This window comes from Ascidiimonas meishanensis (genome assembly GCF_037782385.1).
Lineage (GTDB): Bacteria > Bacteroidota > Bacteroidia > Flavobacteriales > Flavobacteriaceae > Ascidiimonas > Ascidiimonas meishanensis.
Genome location: NZ_JBBEXD010000001.1, coordinates 744,134 through 759,492, shown reverse-complemented (window position 1 = coordinate 759,492; position 15,359 = coordinate 744,134). Strand labels below are relative to the sequence as shown.

General features: G+C 34.7%; 12 protein-coding genes. 3 read left to right on the top strand and 9 right to left on the bottom strand.

Annotation, left to right across the window (positions count from 1 at the left end; translation table 11 throughout):
- Nucleotides 1-117: 117 nt before the first annotated feature.
- The gene (locus tag WBG07_RS03250) at nucleotides 118-957 is read left to right on the top strand and encodes a DUF2911 domain-containing protein (protein ID WP_340199048.1); all 840 of its coding nucleotides are present in this window, start codon (nucleotides 118-120) and stop codon (nucleotides 955-957) included.
- Nucleotides 958-1,051: 94 nt separating this feature from the next.
- On the opposite strand, the gene WBG07_RS03245 is transcribed toward WBG07_RS03250, so the two are convergent.
- The 9 genes from WBG07_RS03245 to WBG07_RS03205 form a co-directional block, all read right to left on the bottom strand.
- Entirely contained in the window at nucleotides 1,052-2,035 is a 984-nt protein-coding gene (locus tag WBG07_RS03245) for a Gfo/Idh/MocA family protein (RefSeq protein ID WP_340199047.1), read from the bottom strand.
- On the bottom strand, nucleotides 2,013-3,734 hold the full coding sequence (locus tag WBG07_RS03240) for a sodium:solute symporter family transporter (protein ID WP_340199046.1): 1,722 nt from the start codon (nucleotides 3,732-3,734) through the stop codon (nucleotides 2,013-2,015). The genes WBG07_RS03245 and WBG07_RS03240 overlap by 23 nt, the downstream gene beginning before the upstream one ends.
- A gap of 109 nt (nucleotides 3,735-3,843) precedes the next feature.
- Nucleotides 3,844-6,375: a PIG-L family deacetylase gene (locus tag WBG07_RS03235; RefSeq protein ID WP_340199045.1), complete on the bottom strand. Its 2,532-nt coding sequence runs from the start codon at nucleotides 6,373-6,375 to the stop codon at nucleotides 3,844-3,846.
- Between the two features lie 100 nt (nucleotides 6,376-6,475).
- The gene (locus WBG07_RS03230; protein ID WP_340199044.1) at nucleotides 6,476-7,006 is read right to left on the bottom strand and encodes a mechanosensitive ion channel domain-containing protein; all 531 of its coding nucleotides are present in this window, start codon (nucleotides 7,004-7,006) and stop codon (nucleotides 6,476-6,478) included.
- A gap of 1 nt (nucleotide 7,007) precedes the next feature.
- Complete coding sequence (locus WBG07_RS03225; protein ID WP_340199043.1) at nucleotides 7,008-7,946, bottom strand: septum formation inhibitor Maf; 939 nt, start codon at nucleotides 7,944-7,946, stop codon at nucleotides 7,008-7,010.
- Nucleotides 7,947-7,979: 33 nt separating this feature from the next.
- Entirely contained in the window at nucleotides 7,980-8,567 is a 588-nt protein-coding gene (locus tag WBG07_RS03220; protein ID WP_340199042.1) for a Maf-like protein, read from the bottom strand.
- A complete protein-coding gene (locus tag WBG07_RS03215; protein ID WP_340199041.1) occupies nucleotides 8,567-9,487 on the bottom strand; it encodes a geranylgeranylglycerol-phosphate geranylgeranyltransferase in 921 nt (306 codons plus the stop codon). Before WBG07_RS03215 ends, WBG07_RS03220 begins: the two co-directional genes overlap by 1 nt.
- A 21-nt stretch (nucleotides 9,488-9,508) precedes the next feature.
- Nucleotides 9,509-10,039 carry a KdsC family phosphatase gene (locus tag WBG07_RS03210; protein WP_340199040.1) on the bottom strand — a complete coding sequence of 177 codons (531 nt, stop codon included), beginning with the start codon at nucleotides 10,037-10,039 and terminating at the stop codon, nucleotides 9,509-9,511.
- Nucleotides 10,020-10,784 carry a Rossmann-like and DUF2520 domain-containing protein gene (locus WBG07_RS03205; protein WP_340199039.1) on the bottom strand — a complete coding sequence of 255 codons (765 nt, stop codon included), beginning with the start codon at nucleotides 10,782-10,784 and terminating at the stop codon, nucleotides 10,020-10,022. The genes WBG07_RS03210 and WBG07_RS03205 overlap by 20 nt, the downstream gene beginning before the upstream one ends.
- A gap of 283 nt (nucleotides 10,785-11,067) precedes the next feature.
- Between WBG07_RS03205 and WBG07_RS03200 the strand changes: the two genes are divergently transcribed.
- Both WBG07_RS03200 and WBG07_RS03195 read left to right on the top strand, forming a co-directional pair.
- Nucleotides 11,068-14,265: a cytochrome c biogenesis protein CcsA gene (locus WBG07_RS03200; protein ID WP_340199038.1), complete on the top strand. Its 3,198-nt coding sequence runs from the start codon at nucleotides 11,068-11,070 to the stop codon at nucleotides 14,263-14,265.
- 55 nt (nucleotides 14,266-14,320) lie between these two features.
- The gene (locus tag WBG07_RS03195; protein WP_340199037.1) at nucleotides 14,321-15,127 is read left to right on the top strand and encodes a hypothetical protein; all 807 of its coding nucleotides are present in this window, start codon (nucleotides 14,321-14,323) and stop codon (nucleotides 15,125-15,127) included.
- The last annotated feature ends 232 nt before the right edge of the window (nucleotides 15,128-15,359 follow it).

Below are 15,359 nucleotides of genomic sequence, written 5' to 3'. Positions count from 1 at the left end.
CTGTCTTTATCGGAAGTAGAATTCTTAATGGAAATCTTTTTTTTAGGTTTTCGTTAACATGTGATGCCTCTTGAATAGATTAATTTCGTTACATAAACCTTATTAAACCAAATTCCAATGAAAAAATTAATGATCGTTGCGATGCTATTTATAGTAGCATCCATAACCGCTCAGGTAAAAACACCTGCACCTAGTCCTGTGTCAAAAATTGAACAAAAGGTAGGTCTTACAGACGTATCTGTAGTTTACAGCCGTCCTTCCATGAAAGGAAGAACCATTTTTGGAGATCTTGTTCCTTATAATAAGTTGTGGAGAACTGGTGCCAACGCTAATACAATAATTACATTTAGTGATGACGTGAAAGTTGGTGACCAAGAATTAAAATCTGGTTCTTATGCCATCTTTACAAAGCCTGGAGAAACTCAATGGGAAGTAATTTTCTATAGTGATACTGATAACTGGGGTACCCCAAGAGAATGGGATGATGCTAAAGTTGCGGCAAGCTTTACAGCAGAGGTAATGCCTATACCTTTTGATGTTGAAACGTTTGCCATAGATTTTAATAATCTTACAAATAACGGAGCTCATCTGGAGATCCTTTGGGAGAAAAGCTATATAGCTGTTCCCTTTACTGTACCTACTGATGCTAAAGCAGTAGCTAGTATTGAAGCTACAATGGCGGGACCTTCTGCTAATGATTATTACGGTGCCGCAGTTTATTACCTGCAAGAAGATAAAGATTTAGCAAAGGCAAAAGAATGGATTGATATGGCTATTGCTAAAAGACCTGAAGCTTTCTGGATGTATCGTCAAAAATCTTTGATTCATGCTAAGATGGGAGATACAAAAGGAGCAATTGCCGCTGCAAAATCTTCGTTAGAGCTTGCTAAGAAAGCCAACAATGCTGATTATATTAAGCTTAATGAAAATTCATTGAAAGAATGGGGCGCTAAATAGGTTCTTAATTCTATAAAATACCAAAACTCATACTTATTTTAAGTGTGGGTTTTTTTGGTTTATATGCTATACTGAAATGATAATTCAATAAAAGTTAAGTGTAAGATAAGCCTATTTTTTTTCTTATATCATCTAATAATTTCATGAGATTTAAACTAGTTTCAAAGTTCATGATAGGGCTTTCGGTGACCCCGCTTTTATACAAAAGATTCATGTGCGCAGCTTCAAATGAATATCCATTAGTTTGGTAATTAAAACTGATTGTTTCTTCTTCGCCTGCTGAATTGATTAATAAAACTTCCGAAGGTTCATGAAAGCGACTCTTAATTTTTAGAGTTCCATTTTCACAATAAAACGTAGCTGTTGTTGGTGTTTCTTCTTGAAACGTACTTTTCAGTACGGCAATTGTTTCATTAGAATAGGTAAATTCAATAGTGCAAGCTGCATCAACTCCCGTTGCTGTAAAGGTTGCTTCTGCTTTTATGCTTTTGGGAATTCCCAAGGTACTTAGTGCCGCAAAAACAGGGTAAATTCCTATATCTAGTAAACTACCTCCACCTAGGGATTTATTGTAAAGTCTAAGAGAGGGATCTGGATTTGCTGGAAATCCAAAATCTGCCTCTAGTTTTTTAATGCGTCCAAATGTGTTTTTTTTGAGAAAATTTTGAGTGTATTGGTAGTGTGGTAAGAAAGCAGTCCATAGCGCCTCCATAAGCAACACATTATTTTCTTTTGCAGCCAGTATCATTTTTTGAACTTCCGCTGTATTCATCGCAAAAGGTTTTTCGCAGAGCACTGCTTTTTTATAGGTAATACAAAGCAGCACATGTTCGCAATGAAATACATGTGGAGTAGCTATATAAACGATATCCAATTCTGAATTCATCAGCATGGCTTCATACCCATTGTATGCATTTTCAATATGGAATTCACTAGCAAACTTTTTGGCATCTGTACCATTTCTTGCCGCAACTGCCATTAATTTTGCATCGGAGACCCGTACTAAATCCTGAGCAAATTTCCGAGCAATTTTTCCTGCTCCTAAAATCCCCCAGTTAACTTGCGTTTGCTTGGACATGTTTTGCAGGGTTAAACAATTGAAGTATGAAAGAAATAATAATCACTAAAGCACACCCTATAAAATTCAACCAGAGATAGCCTATGAGCTCTTCTTTAAATATAAATTGGTAGTAGATAAAAAGTACACTAATTTGGGTAAGAACAGCTGCCCAGAAAACAGCATTTCCTTTAATATATTTTATAAAAAAGGCAATAAGAAAAACGCCCAGAACATTTCCATAAAAAATAGACCCTATTATATTTACTAGCTGAATAAGGTTATCTATTAATGAACCAAAATTCGCAAATAAGATAGCAATTATTCCCCAAGCTAGCGTAAACCATTTTGAGGCATTTAGAAGTTGCGTGTCACTTTTTTCTTTTTTGAGATTGCGATTGTAAAGATCCATTGTAGTAATAGTTCCCAAAGCATTTAATTCAGAGGCTGTAGAAGACATCGCAGCAGACAAAATAACTGCTAGCAATAAACCAATTAGTCCTTTTGGTAACTGGTTTAAGATAAAATGAATAAATACATAATCTTTATCATTGGTCTCAACATCAGCATCTGCTTTTTCAATAATTTGCTTCGCTTTTTCACGGTTAATGCGTTCCTCTTTATTAATCGCCATAATGTGTTGCTTGGCGGAAACAATGGGATCATATTCTTGAACATCTAAAGCTTGTGAAAATTGTTCTTGCGCTATCTTCTTTTCCGTTTCAAGTTTGAGATGTTGTTCTTGTAGTTCGTTATATTCTTCTGCATATGCTGAGTTCAATACCGCTTCGTTTGCAGCGGGATTAAAGTTAAGGGGGGAGTGGTTGTATTGATAAAATACAAATACCATTACCCCTACAAGCAAAATAAAGAATTGCATAGGCACTTTCAACAATCCGTTAAAAATAAGGCCTAATTGACTTTCTCTGATAGATTTACCAGATAGGTACCTTTGTACCTGACTTTGATCTGTACCAAAATAAGAGAGCATTAGGAAAAAGCCACCGGTAATCCCACTCCAAAAAGTATACCTGCTTTTCGTATTAAAAGAAAAATCTAATATGTTGAGTTTGTCATTAGCTCCCGCCATTTTTAGCGCTTTTCCAAAAGTAATATCAGAAGGTAGGTAGCTTAGAATAAGAAAGAAAGCAATAAACATGCCCGTCATTATAACAAACATTTGTTGTTTTTGAGTAACACTAACGGCTTTGGTCCCCCCAGATACTGTATAGATAATTACGAGTACTCCAATAATAAGATTGAGTGTTTTAAGATCCCAGCCCAGTACTGCAGAAAGCACAATTGCTGGTGCAAAAATAGTTATTCCTGCCCCTAGGCCTCGTTGTAAAAGGAATAAGATAGCTGCCAAAGTTCGTGTTTTTAGGTCAAAACGATTTTCTAAAAACTCGTAAGCAGTGTAAACTTTTAATCTATGATAAAGAGGAATAAAAACAATACAGATTACAACCATAGCCAGCGGGAGCCCAAAATAGAATTGTACAAATCCCATTCCATCATGAAAAGCTTGACCTGGAGTAGATAAAAAGGTAATAGCGCTCGCTTGAGTGGCCATTACAGAGAGCCCAATGGTCCACCATTGTGCTTCATTGTTTCCTAGAATATAGTCTTTGACGTTTTTGCTTCCCTTGGTTTTCCAGGCACCGTAGCTTACAATAAAGATTAAGGTACCTATAAGTATGATCCAGTCTATTGTTTGCATAGTACTAACGGTTTCCGGTCATAACTAAATAAAAAATCACGATATAGACAATGTTAGCAACTAAAACTAACGTGTATGATTTTTTCCAGACAAATTTATCTAACATAATTTATCCCTTAAAGTTTTCTTTCTTTTCTACTTTATCTTTTCCTATTGAAAGCATATTTGCAAATAGCTTAAATGCTCCGGGAATACCCGCAGGAAGTTCTCTAAAAAAGCTAAGTCCTGTATAAATATAATTTCCTTTTCCATATTTGGCGACTAACAAACTTCCTTGTTTTGGAGTTTCTCCTTTATCGTTCATAGATAGTAAGGGAGTAAATGCGGCATCCCATTTGTTGGGAAAATACAAACCTCGTTCTTGTACCCATCCTTTAAAATCATCTTTGGTAATTGTATTTGGAAAGTTAAGCAAAGAATGGTTCTTTGCCAAGAAAGTGACCTCCGCATTTTCATCTGTTACGCGATCTCTGGAGATTTCCAAGGGGAAAGGTGCCAGATTTTCAATGTCTATACCTCTACGTCCTGAAGTATTGTATTGAACAATGAGATTTCCACCATCCTTCACATAAGATAAAAGATGCTTTTGTTTATATTTTAGTGATTCAATAACATTGTAAGCACGTATTCCTACTACTATTGCATCAAAATCAGACAAAGATCCTTGTTCTATAGAAGCTGGATCAATTATTCTAACGTTATATCCAATTTGTTGGAGACTTTCAGGGATCGCATCTCCGGCCCCTGCTATGTAGGCAATATTAGTACCCGCAGTTTGGATATTTAAGCGAACAACTCTTGCTACCGAAGGAATTAAAACGGATTGTTTTGGAATGTGATCATAGTTTATTTCTGTAAGTTCATACGATAGACTGGCACCATTAATTTCTAAAATAGGCTCTAAAGAACCTTCACTTTCTGAAGCTGGAGGAGTTATTTTAAAAGGAATAGTAGCTTCTTCATTCTGTCTTTCAATGGTAAATGAAACTTGCGATGGAGTTACTTTCCATTCTTCTGGTACTTTTAAAGAGATAGTTCCGGTTACATTTTTTTTATGTGCCTTTATTTTTACCGGAATAATTTTGGCTTTTGAATCTGCAAAAATATTCACTTTATCTGCAATAGAAGTTGTAGCTTCTGGCAACACTTCAAACGGTTGGTAAATTTCTCCCTTTTTTGGGTCTGTGTATTTATATACTAATTCTCTTTGAAACGGAATTTCTACGCCTTCTACAACTAAGTAAAAGGTTGCTTTAACCGCTCTGGGTGTTTCTGGTTTCCCTATCATATTCAGATCATCAACAGTATACATACCCAGACTTCCTTTGTTCAATAGCCAATAGGGAGCTGTATAAGGCTGTAAATATCTGGTTTTAGCCTTAATTTCTGTATTCAACCTTTTATTAAGCTCTAATTTTTTAAAAACCTTTAGTCTGTCTTGATTTGGAGTAATAATAATTTCTTTAAAAAAAATATTTTTACCACCGCGATTTACCGCCTCAATAGCTACCATAAATTCTTCGCCATGGGTAGTGGAAGCATTTTTTGCTGACGCTTCTAAATACAGACCAGCGCATGCAGCAATGATACTTTTAATTTCCTTGATTTTCTGAACACTCCAGTAATCATCTTTTAGATTTTGAATTAGTTTGTATGCCTCTACAAGCTTAGGTATATGAAAAGCAGGATTTTTAAAATTAAAATCTTTTTCAATATCGGTAAGAATGGAAGCGATTGCTTCTCCTCCTTCAACGCGACTCCATGTAGTATTAATACCATCAAACAAATTGTTTTTATTCTTGGGAAAATCTCCTTTTAAAAACTCAACATACTCATAGTCTGTGCCTCTGGAACCTCTGCTTCCAAACCCCTGGCTGCTATGACTGCTTCTACTTAATGCAGCGATTTCGCCATTACTAAGCCCTTTATGCGGGTAAAATACGCCTGCATCTACTTGAAGCATTTTGCTTTTATCTGCTTTTTCAAATTTCTCCTGACTTCCATAGAACCACCAGGAAGTATTGAAAAATAATCGTTTGGGTTGCCAGGTAGAAACAAAGTCTAGTTGGTCTTCAAATATTTTAGCATTACCGGCAAGGTCAAAGGCTTCTACACTTAACATGGCAGACGAGGTATGGTGTCCATGAGTGGTTCCTGGTGTGCGATGATCAAACCGATTAATAATTACATCAGGTTTAAAATTTCTAATAGTCCACACCACGTTTTTAAGCACTTCTTCTTTATTCCATAATTTCAAAGTTTCATCTGGATGTTTAGAATATCCAAAATCGTTTGCAGTGGTAAAAAACTGTTCTCCTCCGTCAATACGTCTGGCCTCTAACAGTTCTTGAGTTCTAATTACACCTAGCAGCTCTCTTAATTCTGTACCAATTAAATTTTGTCCTCCATCACCGCGAGTTATAGATAAATAAGCAGTTCTCGCTTTTATTTCGTTAGAAATGTAAGAGATAAGTCTGGTATTTTCATCATCAGGATGCGCAGCAATATAGAGGGCGGTTCCTAGAAAATTAAGTTTTTTAATACTTTCATAGATATCTGAGCTACTGTAGGTTGTAGGTTTTTGAGCTTGTGCGAATCCTATAACAAGAAAACAAGCTACACGCAAGAAAAAAGTTTGCATTTTGGAGTTTTATTTAGATAAAGTCAAATATACTAAGAATCACTACCAACCTAATGGTTTTAAAGATTCTTTAACAAGCAGTTAGGTTTAGATAGAAAAATTATTGACCTCCTTCACCTCCATTATATTTTTGGATAATTGATACTCCTTTTTGTAAAATAAGGTTGTTAGGGTAGGTAACAATCTCTCCATCTTGCGTTTTTAAAATAAGGTGAAATGCTTTTATATCTTCTATTATGGCTTCCGTGGGAAAGTCCTTATCTTGAATACGAATGCAATCTCCTATTTTGAACGGGAAAGAAAAGAAAAGAATAATTCCCGCAGTGATATTACTCAGAATAGACCATTGGGCAAACAGTGCAACCCCAAGAATGGCGAAGATAGAAGAAAAAAGTAATCCAATTTCCTTAAAGTCAACGCTCCAGATAAAGCTTAATGTAGCAATAGCAATAAGAATAATACCAGCATTAACATATTTGATAATCAACCGGGTACGTACTTGATTGATATCGCTAATTTTTCCTACTCTTCTAATAGATTTGTCTGCTACTAGCCGAATAAGAATTAACCAAACAATGGTGATAGCACTTTTAATAAGTGCATCATAATGAGCTATTAGAAATTCTTTCATTTTAAATACCTAAACTATCGCGTAAATGTACATCAACATTTGAGTTTTTTTGCCAATAAGCAGATTTTATCCGGCTTTTTTTAATGCCCTTGGTGGTTAGTTGCTTTGCATCGGCACCAAAACCACTGGTAAACGTTTCTTCCCAACCTTCAATAGCATAAGGGAAATTATTGGTAAATTCTATTTTAAGGGTTCGCTTCAAATTTGGATAATTTAGTGTGTAAATAGTATTTGAATCACTTTTGGAAATAAAAGCATTGGCTTGATAAGCTCTAAAATCAATATGTCTTAGGCGTAGATATTCAAAAGAAGGAATCACTTCAATATTTCCAGTTGGAAGCTCTTCTGGATTCAAACGTATTTGTGTCCAAAATTCGTTTTCAAGATAGCTTTTTTCTACTTCAAACTCTTGATCCGCTTCGCTTTGAAAATATGAATGTGCCATAATTTCAAAATTATCCCTATTGTTCAATTGTGCATATACATGTCCGCACCACTCCTGTACTGAATTGGATATTTTAATAGCATGTTTTTTATCTTTTACCGGATAGAAGGTACTTGTCATAATTGAATAAGGGTAAATGCCTGTAAGAAAATTTTTAGTAGTATTCAATTTCAAAACCGGAATATTATCAGGGTCTTTCTGGTCTGCTTTTACTTGTTTTTCTCGTAAAAAATCTTCTGTGACAAATACAAATACTGCAGTCCCTTCTCTCAGCTCTCCATATCTCGCTTGAGTTAATTCATAAGACGTAATTTCTGCTTTTCCCCTATACCAATAATCAGAAAACTCTTTGGGGATAGTTCTTTTTTCTATTTCAGGAATAAGTGTGGTAGGGGCAATTTCCTTGCGGTCTGGGGTATTATTTTTCTGACTGCACCCTATAGCTAAACTAGCTGCTAAAACAGCAACTATAGGTATATGTATTTTAAGTTTCATAGCATTTATTTAGGTGAAATTAAAAAAACTATATTAAGAAACCATGGCTATTAACGTTTTATAAACAAGATGCAAGGGCAGCCCCATAACGTTGAAATAACTACCTTCTATCTTGTGTATGCCAATGTATCCTATCCATTCTTGTATTCCATAACCCCCCGCCTTATCAAATGGTTGAAAGTTTTTGATGTAATAAAGTATCTCTTCACTGGAAAGTTCTTTAAAATAGACTTTTGTAATAGCATGTTTGGTAATTTGATTTTGGGGTGTTGTAAAACTAACAGAGGTAATTACTTCATGTACACCGCCAGATAAGGATTGAATCATTTTAAAGGCTTCTGCTTCATCTGCTGGTTTGCCTAATGCTTTTTCTTGATGCCATACAATAGTATCTGAGGTAATTAAAATTTCATTTTTTTTAAGATCACCCTTGAATGCTTCAGATTTAAGTTTAGAGAGATAATCGCTAATCTCAGCTCGTTTAAGGTGCAATGGGTATATTTCATCAATAGGTTTTAACCTTATCTCAAAGGGAAGTCCTAGGTCTTTAAAAAATTGTTGTCTTCTTGGAGAGCCAGAGGCAAGAATCAAATGATAATCTTTAAGAATGGTTGAAAGCATTATAATTTCTGGAATAAAGTGTATCTAACTACTATTATTGATAAAACACCAAGCACCATAATTAATTTTAATAAGGTGCTAAGCCTGGTATACTCTTTTTTCTTTTTTGCACTCCATGCGGTAATTGATACATAGAGCAAAGGCCCCATAATAGCAAATAATAAATAAATATTAAGAAAAGGATAGGAATAAAGATATTCATAAACCACAAAAAACAAAGCCGAACAGGGCAGGATAGAAAGTATGCTTACCAACTTTACAGTTCGTTTCTTACCAATAACAATTGGAATAGAGATAACTCCACCAGTATAGTCTCCATTTACATCTTCAATATCTTTTATAAGCTCTCGTAATAAATTTATATAAAAAGCGAAACAACTGTACCAGAATAAAATCTTAAAAACGTATTTCACTAAAAATTGATTTGCATCTGATATAATGGGTAAGAGGGTAAAGATGCCAACAATTAAAACGGTGAGAGCTACCAATATTGAAATAAGTATATTACCTGCTAAAGGGACTTTTTTTAAGCTTACTGAGTAGTAATAAAGCAGGCCAGAAATTAAAACAAAAAGTACAGCAAAACTAGATTTATCTACTACACTAGCTACATAAAACCCTAATGCAACACCTATTATATTCAATAAGATATAGAACCAATTAGCTGTTTTTTCAGAAATTTTTTTTCCAATAATCACTTTCTCAGGCTTGTTAATACGGTCTATGGAAACATCCTGTATGTCATTAATAATGTTACCAGCAGCGGCAATACAAATAGTAGCCAGTATTAAGTATATAAACCTGGTATTACTCAACGCAGAATTTTTAAAAAACAAATCAATTAATATCCATTTAAACAACCATTGGGTTAACCCAATAATGAGTAAATTTTTGTAACGGATAAGATATAGGAAATGCATAGTACGCGTAATTTCTTTTAATTAATCATAGCGAGCCTCATAGTTTTCATTCCATTTTTCCTGAACCTTAAGAACTTGTTCAATAACATCTCGTACACAACCTTTTCCGCCATTTTTATGTGACACATACTTACTAATTTCTTTAATCTCTACCACAGCATCTTGAGGGCAACATGGTAATCCAACCATTTTCATAGCTGGAATATCGGGAATATCATCTCCCATATACAATACATTTTCTGGTTTTATATCATACACGTCAAAATACTCGTCTAATTGATCAGTTTTATGGCTTGCTCCCAAATAGATGTCGGTAATACCTAAGCCCCTTAATCGTGCTCGCACACCTTCATTGGTGCCCCCAGAAATAATACAAACATTATATCCTTTTTGAATCGCTGTTTTTAAAGCATAACCATCTTTAATGTTCATGTTTCTAAGCATTTGTCCATCTGTAGTTACTACAATGGTTCCATCGGTAAGAACCCCATCTACATCAAAAACAAAGGTGGTAATATGTTCCAGGTATTCTTTATAACTCTTCTCTTCCATACTTTTTTAATAACGATTCTGATAAGGTTTTATAAATTTTTTTTTGGGATTGTGAAAGCATGGATAAATGCTTTTTTATAGTTTGATAGTCTCCCCGTTTGGCAGGCCCCGTTTGTGCTTCTTCGGGAGAGGTCTGAATCACTTTTTGTGCAGTTTCTATAATAAGTGAATCTAATAAACTTGTATTTACCTGATGCTCCTCACATATTTGATAGGCTTCTTGATATAAATGATTCACAAAGTTATTTACATAAACCGCGGCTAGATGTAAAGCACTTCGTTTTTCGCTGGTGATTTCTTCATAGGTTTGAGAAATGGCACTTGCCAGCTCTTTTATAGCTTGTAGATCTCTTTCATTGCTTGCTTCAATACAAATAGGTATCTGTGAAAAATCTACTTCCTTTCCTTTACTTAAAGTTTGTAAGGGATAAAAAACACCATTCCGGTTTTTGGGATGCAATTGATCTATAGAGAGCGCACCAGAAGTATGCATTACAATTCCTTCTAAAAGGGGTAGTTGACTACTAAATTTCTTAACTACATCATCTGATATAGCTAGAAGATAGAAATCTGCTTTTTGAAGTTTATGAAGATCGTTAATAAATGGAATTTTGAAACCCTCAAAGCTACTATTTCGCTTTTGGTAGTGATAATGTTGTATTACTTCAACAGTTTGGTTGTTTTTAAATACGTTGCATAAATGCCACGCCATATTACCATTACCAAATACAACTACTTTTATCATGTTGCTAAAATAATCATTTTTAACATTGTTCACTATGTGAAATAACAGGCCTTAAATGATTCCATTTATGAGGTGACAGCAACATTTAGAATGAAATGAATGGCCCTTGCTTTTAATTTGGTGTCTAGATTTGAATCATTAGCCCCGCTTTTTTAATAACTAAGATTACTTTAGAAAATATTAACAATTGTTGAAGCTAGAATGCCGTCGCTTTGTGCTTTTAAAAGAGAAAAACACTGTATTTTTGCACTCATATTTTTGTTTATCAAAAATCAACGCTGTAATGACTGATTCTCTCAAGAAGATTTTCTTTTCCACCAAATTAATGGCTTTTCTATTTGTATCATTCGCTGTCGCTATGGGTATTGGCACATTTGTTGAAAACGAATACAGTACTGAGACGGCTCGCATCTGGATTTATAACGCTTGGTGGTTTGAAACCATTATGGTATTTTTTGTTATTAATTTCTCAGGAAATATTTTTAGATACCGGCTTTATAAAAAAGAGAAATGGGCTGTACTTACCATACACCTTTCATTTATCTTGATATTATTAGGTGCATTTGTTACCCGTTATATTAGTTATGAAGGCATGATGCCAATACGCGAGGGCGAAACAGAAAATGTTTTCTACTCACAGGAAACGTATTTAACCGTATTTGCAGATGGAGAAATTAACGGAGAACCCAGAAGAAAGGTTTTAAAAGATAAAATCTTAGTAACACCGGAAGGAATGGATGCTTCGCTACCTTGGGATTCAGAATTTAATGGTTTACCATTTTCAGTATCCTACAAAGGCTTTTTGGCACATGCCAAGGAAGGACTGATACCTGACGAAAATGGTTTAGAATATCTAAAAATAGTAGAAGCAGGTGATGGATCAAGACACGATCATTACCTCAAAAGTGGTGAAGTAGCAAGTATTCACAACGTACTTTTCGCACTCAATAAGCCTACTCCTGGAGCCATTAATATCAATACAAAAGATTCCATATATACACTAGAATCTCCATTTGAAGGTGACTTTATGCGCATGGCAGACCAGTTTAAAGGCGCAGTGGTAAAAGATAGTGTACAGCCATTAATGTTACGTTCTTTATACAATACCGCTGGCATGCAGTTTGTAATGCCAGAACCCGTAATTAAGGGCAGGTATGACGTAGTTCAAATTCCTTTGAATGAACAAACAGAGAATGATCTGGATGCTTTGATTGTTGAAATTGCTGCCGGAAATGAAAAGCAAGAAGTGAAATTACTGGGTGGCCAGGGTACGGCTTCAGAACCAAAGCAAGTAAAGATGGAGGTACTAGATTTTTATCTTACATACGGTTCAGAACGCAAAGAATTACCTTTCGCAATTAAATTAAATGACTTTATAGCAGAAAAATATCCTGGTACAGAACGTGGGTATTCTTCATATATGAGTAAGGTAACTGTAGAAGATGAAAGGTCTTTTGACTATGACATCTTTATGAATCATGTTTTAGATCATCAAGGGTATCGTTTTTTTCAGGCATCTTTCTCCCCAGATGAAAAAGGAACAGTACTTTCTGTAAATCATGACTTTTGGGGAACTTGGATTACCTATATTGGATATTTTCTTCTTTATATAGGCCTATTGGGAATTATGTTTTATGGAAAAACCCGCTTTAAAGACTTGGCAAAATCTCTTGAGAAAGTGAAAGCAAAAAAAGCAGCACTCTCTGTAATTACGCTATTAATGTTCACTTTTAATGTGGCAGGCCAAGACGTGCAAGAGCATAGCGAAGGAGATGGACACGATCACAAATCGGAAACTTCACTTCCTACGAAAGAAGAAGTAGCTGCGGTACTAAAAAGAACGTTGGTTTCTAAAGAACATGCAGAAAAGTTTGGAACCTTAGTTATTCAGGATGATGGAGGTAGAATGAAACCGCTTCATACGTTTGCTTCAGAACTAGTAAGAAAGATTAGTAAGCAAAATACCTATAATGATATGGATGCCGTACAGGTATTCCTATCCATGATTCAAAGTCCTTCTGCATGGTATAATGTAGATTTTATATACATCACCAAAAAGAATGATAGTATTCGAAAAATTATAGGGGTGCCAAACGGACAGAAATTTGTAAAAGCAACAGATTTCTTTGACAACTCCGGAAACTATAAACTTGCCCCTTATCTGGAGAGTGCATACGCCACTAATACTCCCAATCAATTCCAGAAAGGTTTTAGAGAATTTGATTTGAAACTAGGCTTGCTAAATCGTGCTTTTTCAGGAGAAATTTTAAAAATTTATCCATTGCCAGATAATGAAAATAATAAATGGATTTCTGCAGTGGAGTATAAGGGCGGAAAATACCCTATTCAGGATTCACTATATGCTAATTTTATTGATAAATCGCTGCGTTTTTATTTAATGTCTTTGCAGAGATCAAAAGCAATGGGAGATTATAATACCTCTAATAAATTGGTGGATGCTTTTAAGCAAAATCAATTGAAAATAGGAGCAGAGGTAATGCCATCAGAAAACAAAATAAAAGCAGAAATTTTATACAATAAGGTCAATATCTTTGAGATGCTATTGGTCTGGTTTATGGTTATAGGCATTGTTATGTTTCTGGCTATAATAGCGCAAATTTTTAAAGATGTAAAGGTAATTCGATGGTTAATAGTAGCCTGTAAAATAGGTATTGTGCTACTGTTTTTAGCGCATACTGCCGGACTCGCTTTTAGATGGTATATTAGTGGGCATGCACCCTGGAGTGACGCCTATGAAAGTGTAATTTATGTAGCCTGGGCAACCATGGCTATGGGGCTTGCTTTTGGAAGAAAAAGTGATCTTACTATTGCTTCAACAGCATTTGTAACTTCTATTATTTTGTTTGGAGCCCATATGAACTGGCTTGATCCATCTATAGCTAATTTACAGCCCGTTTTAAACAGTTACTGGTTAATGATTCATGTTTCTGTGATTGTTGGTAGTTACGGCCCCTTTACTTTAGGAATGATATTAGGAATTACCGTGCTATTGCTGATGCTACTTACCACTAAAAAGAATAAGGTTAAAATGGAGCTCAATATTAAAGAATTAACCATTATTAATGAATTAGCGCTCACTGTAGGGTTAATTATGCTTACTATTGGTAATTTTTTAGGAGGACAATGGGCCAATGAAAGTTGGGGACGCTACTGGGGTTGGGATCCCAAAGAAACTTGGGCGCTCATCAGTATTATGGTATATGCCTTTGTAGTGCATATGCGTCTGGTACCCGGACTTAGAAATAGGTGGTTGTTTAATTTTATGAGTATTGTAGCCTTTGCGAGTATTATGATGACCTATTTTGGTGTAAATTTTTATCTTTCAGGATTGCATAGTTATGCCAGTGGAGATAAAGTGATTACACCTTCATTTGTTTGGTATAGTGTTGCATTTGTGATTACTTTAGGGGCTTTTAGCTATTGGAGATATAGAATTCATTACGGTAAAAAAGCGGCATAGGGTGCCTAAGTAACAACATTGATTTAAACTTTCCGTTTTACTAAAAACGCTAACTGTGCTACGTAAGTTTCTGAAAATTCTATTTCATTTACTTTTGGTCATATTGCTTACTGCTATTACTCAGATTGGGGGTATACTTTGGTTAATTTCTCTTTTAATTCTAAAAAAGGAGAGCAGAAACTACCGTTTAAAACAAACATTCCTGTTCCTTGCAATTTATGTAGTATTTACCCTTTTTTTAGTTCCTTTTACAGCTCCATATGCAGGGAGGCAAAAGATTTCAAATAATACAATGGTAACTTACCATACAGTCTTCACCGTGCTTTTAAATCGTAATTATGTAAAACCACAATTGCATGAAATACTTCAAAAAACAGCACTAAAATTTCAAAAACAATATCCGAATATTAAAATAACCTATTTAGATGCATCTTTTCCTTTTTTTGACGGTTTTCCTTTGTTACCGCATCTCAGTCATAATGACGGAAAGAAAATAGACTTGGCTTTTATTTATAGGGACGTAAGTGGAGTGATTACTAATCAAAAACCTTCGGTAAGTGGGTACGGTGTTTTTGAAGAACCTACTAAGCGAAACTTTAATCAAACAGCCTTTTGCAAATCTAAAGGATACTTTCAATATGATTTTCCAAAGTATCTTACGTTTGGCACTATAAATTCCAAACTATCACTGCATGCTAAAGCCACCGCACATCTTGTTCAGTTATTAGCCAATAATGGCAACACGAGCAAAATATTTATAGAACCACATCTAAAAACCAAATTAAGACTTTCCAGTAAAAAAATAAGATTCCATGGCTGCCAGGCAGTAAGACATGATGACCATCTTCATTTACAGTTATAAAACTACTGATTTTTAAGCTTTTACTTTATAATGATGTAAGCTTTATTACTACAAAAACTATTAATTACACGAGATTCATGAATTACGATTGCTACTTATTGTATATACTCTTGCTTTTTCCGAAATTGTTAAGGATATCTTAAATTTTTAATGAAAAAGGGAAAAATTAAGAAGACGTTTCTTTTTGTAATTAAATCTTAATTCAAACGATACTAATTTAATAATCCTAATT

What these genes read in the sequence shown, in the direction of transcription:
- WBG07_RS03240 (WP_340199046.1), bottom strand. Translation starts at nt 3,734, where the DNA reads ATGCAAACAATAGACTGGATCATACTTATAGGTACCTTAATCTTTATT.
- WBG07_RS03245 (WP_340199047.1), bottom strand. Translation starts at nt 2,035, where the DNA reads ATGTCCAAGCAAACGCAAGTTAACTGGGGGATTTTAGGAGCAGGAAAA.
- WBG07_RS03200 (WP_340199038.1), top strand. Translation starts at nt 11,068, where the DNA reads ATGACTGATTCTCTCAAGAAGATTTTCTTTTCCACCAAATTAATGGCT.
- WBG07_RS03220 (WP_340199042.1), bottom strand. Translation starts at nt 8,567, where the DNA reads ATGCTTTCAACCATTCTTAAAGATTATCATTTGATTCTTGCCTCTGGC.
- WBG07_RS03215 (WP_340199041.1), bottom strand. Translation starts at nt 9,487, where the DNA reads ATGCATTTCCTATATCTTATCCGTTACAAAAATTTACTCATTATTGGG.
- WBG07_RS03225 (WP_340199043.1), bottom strand. Translation starts at nt 7,946, where the DNA reads ATGAAACTTAAAATACATATACCTATAGTTGCTGTTTTAGCAGCTAGT.
- WBG07_RS03205 (WP_340199039.1), bottom strand. Translation starts at nt 10,784, where the DNA reads ATGATAAAAGTAGTTGTATTTGGTAATGGTAATATGGCGTGGCATTTA.
- WBG07_RS03235 (WP_340199045.1), bottom strand. Translation starts at nt 6,375, where the DNA reads ATGCAAACTTTTTTCTTGCGTGTAGCTTGTTTTCTTGTTATAGGATTC.
- WBG07_RS03250 (WP_340199048.1), top strand. Translation starts at nt 118, where the DNA reads ATGAAAAAATTAATGATCGTTGCGATGCTATTTATAGTAGCATCCATA.
- WBG07_RS03230 (WP_340199044.1), bottom strand. Translation starts at nt 7,006, where the DNA reads ATGAAAGAATTTCTAATAGCTCATTATGATGCACTTATTAAAAGTGCT.
- WBG07_RS03210 (WP_340199040.1), bottom strand. Translation starts at nt 10,039, where the DNA reads ATGGAAGAGAAGAGTTATAAAGAATACCTGGAACATATTACCACCTTT.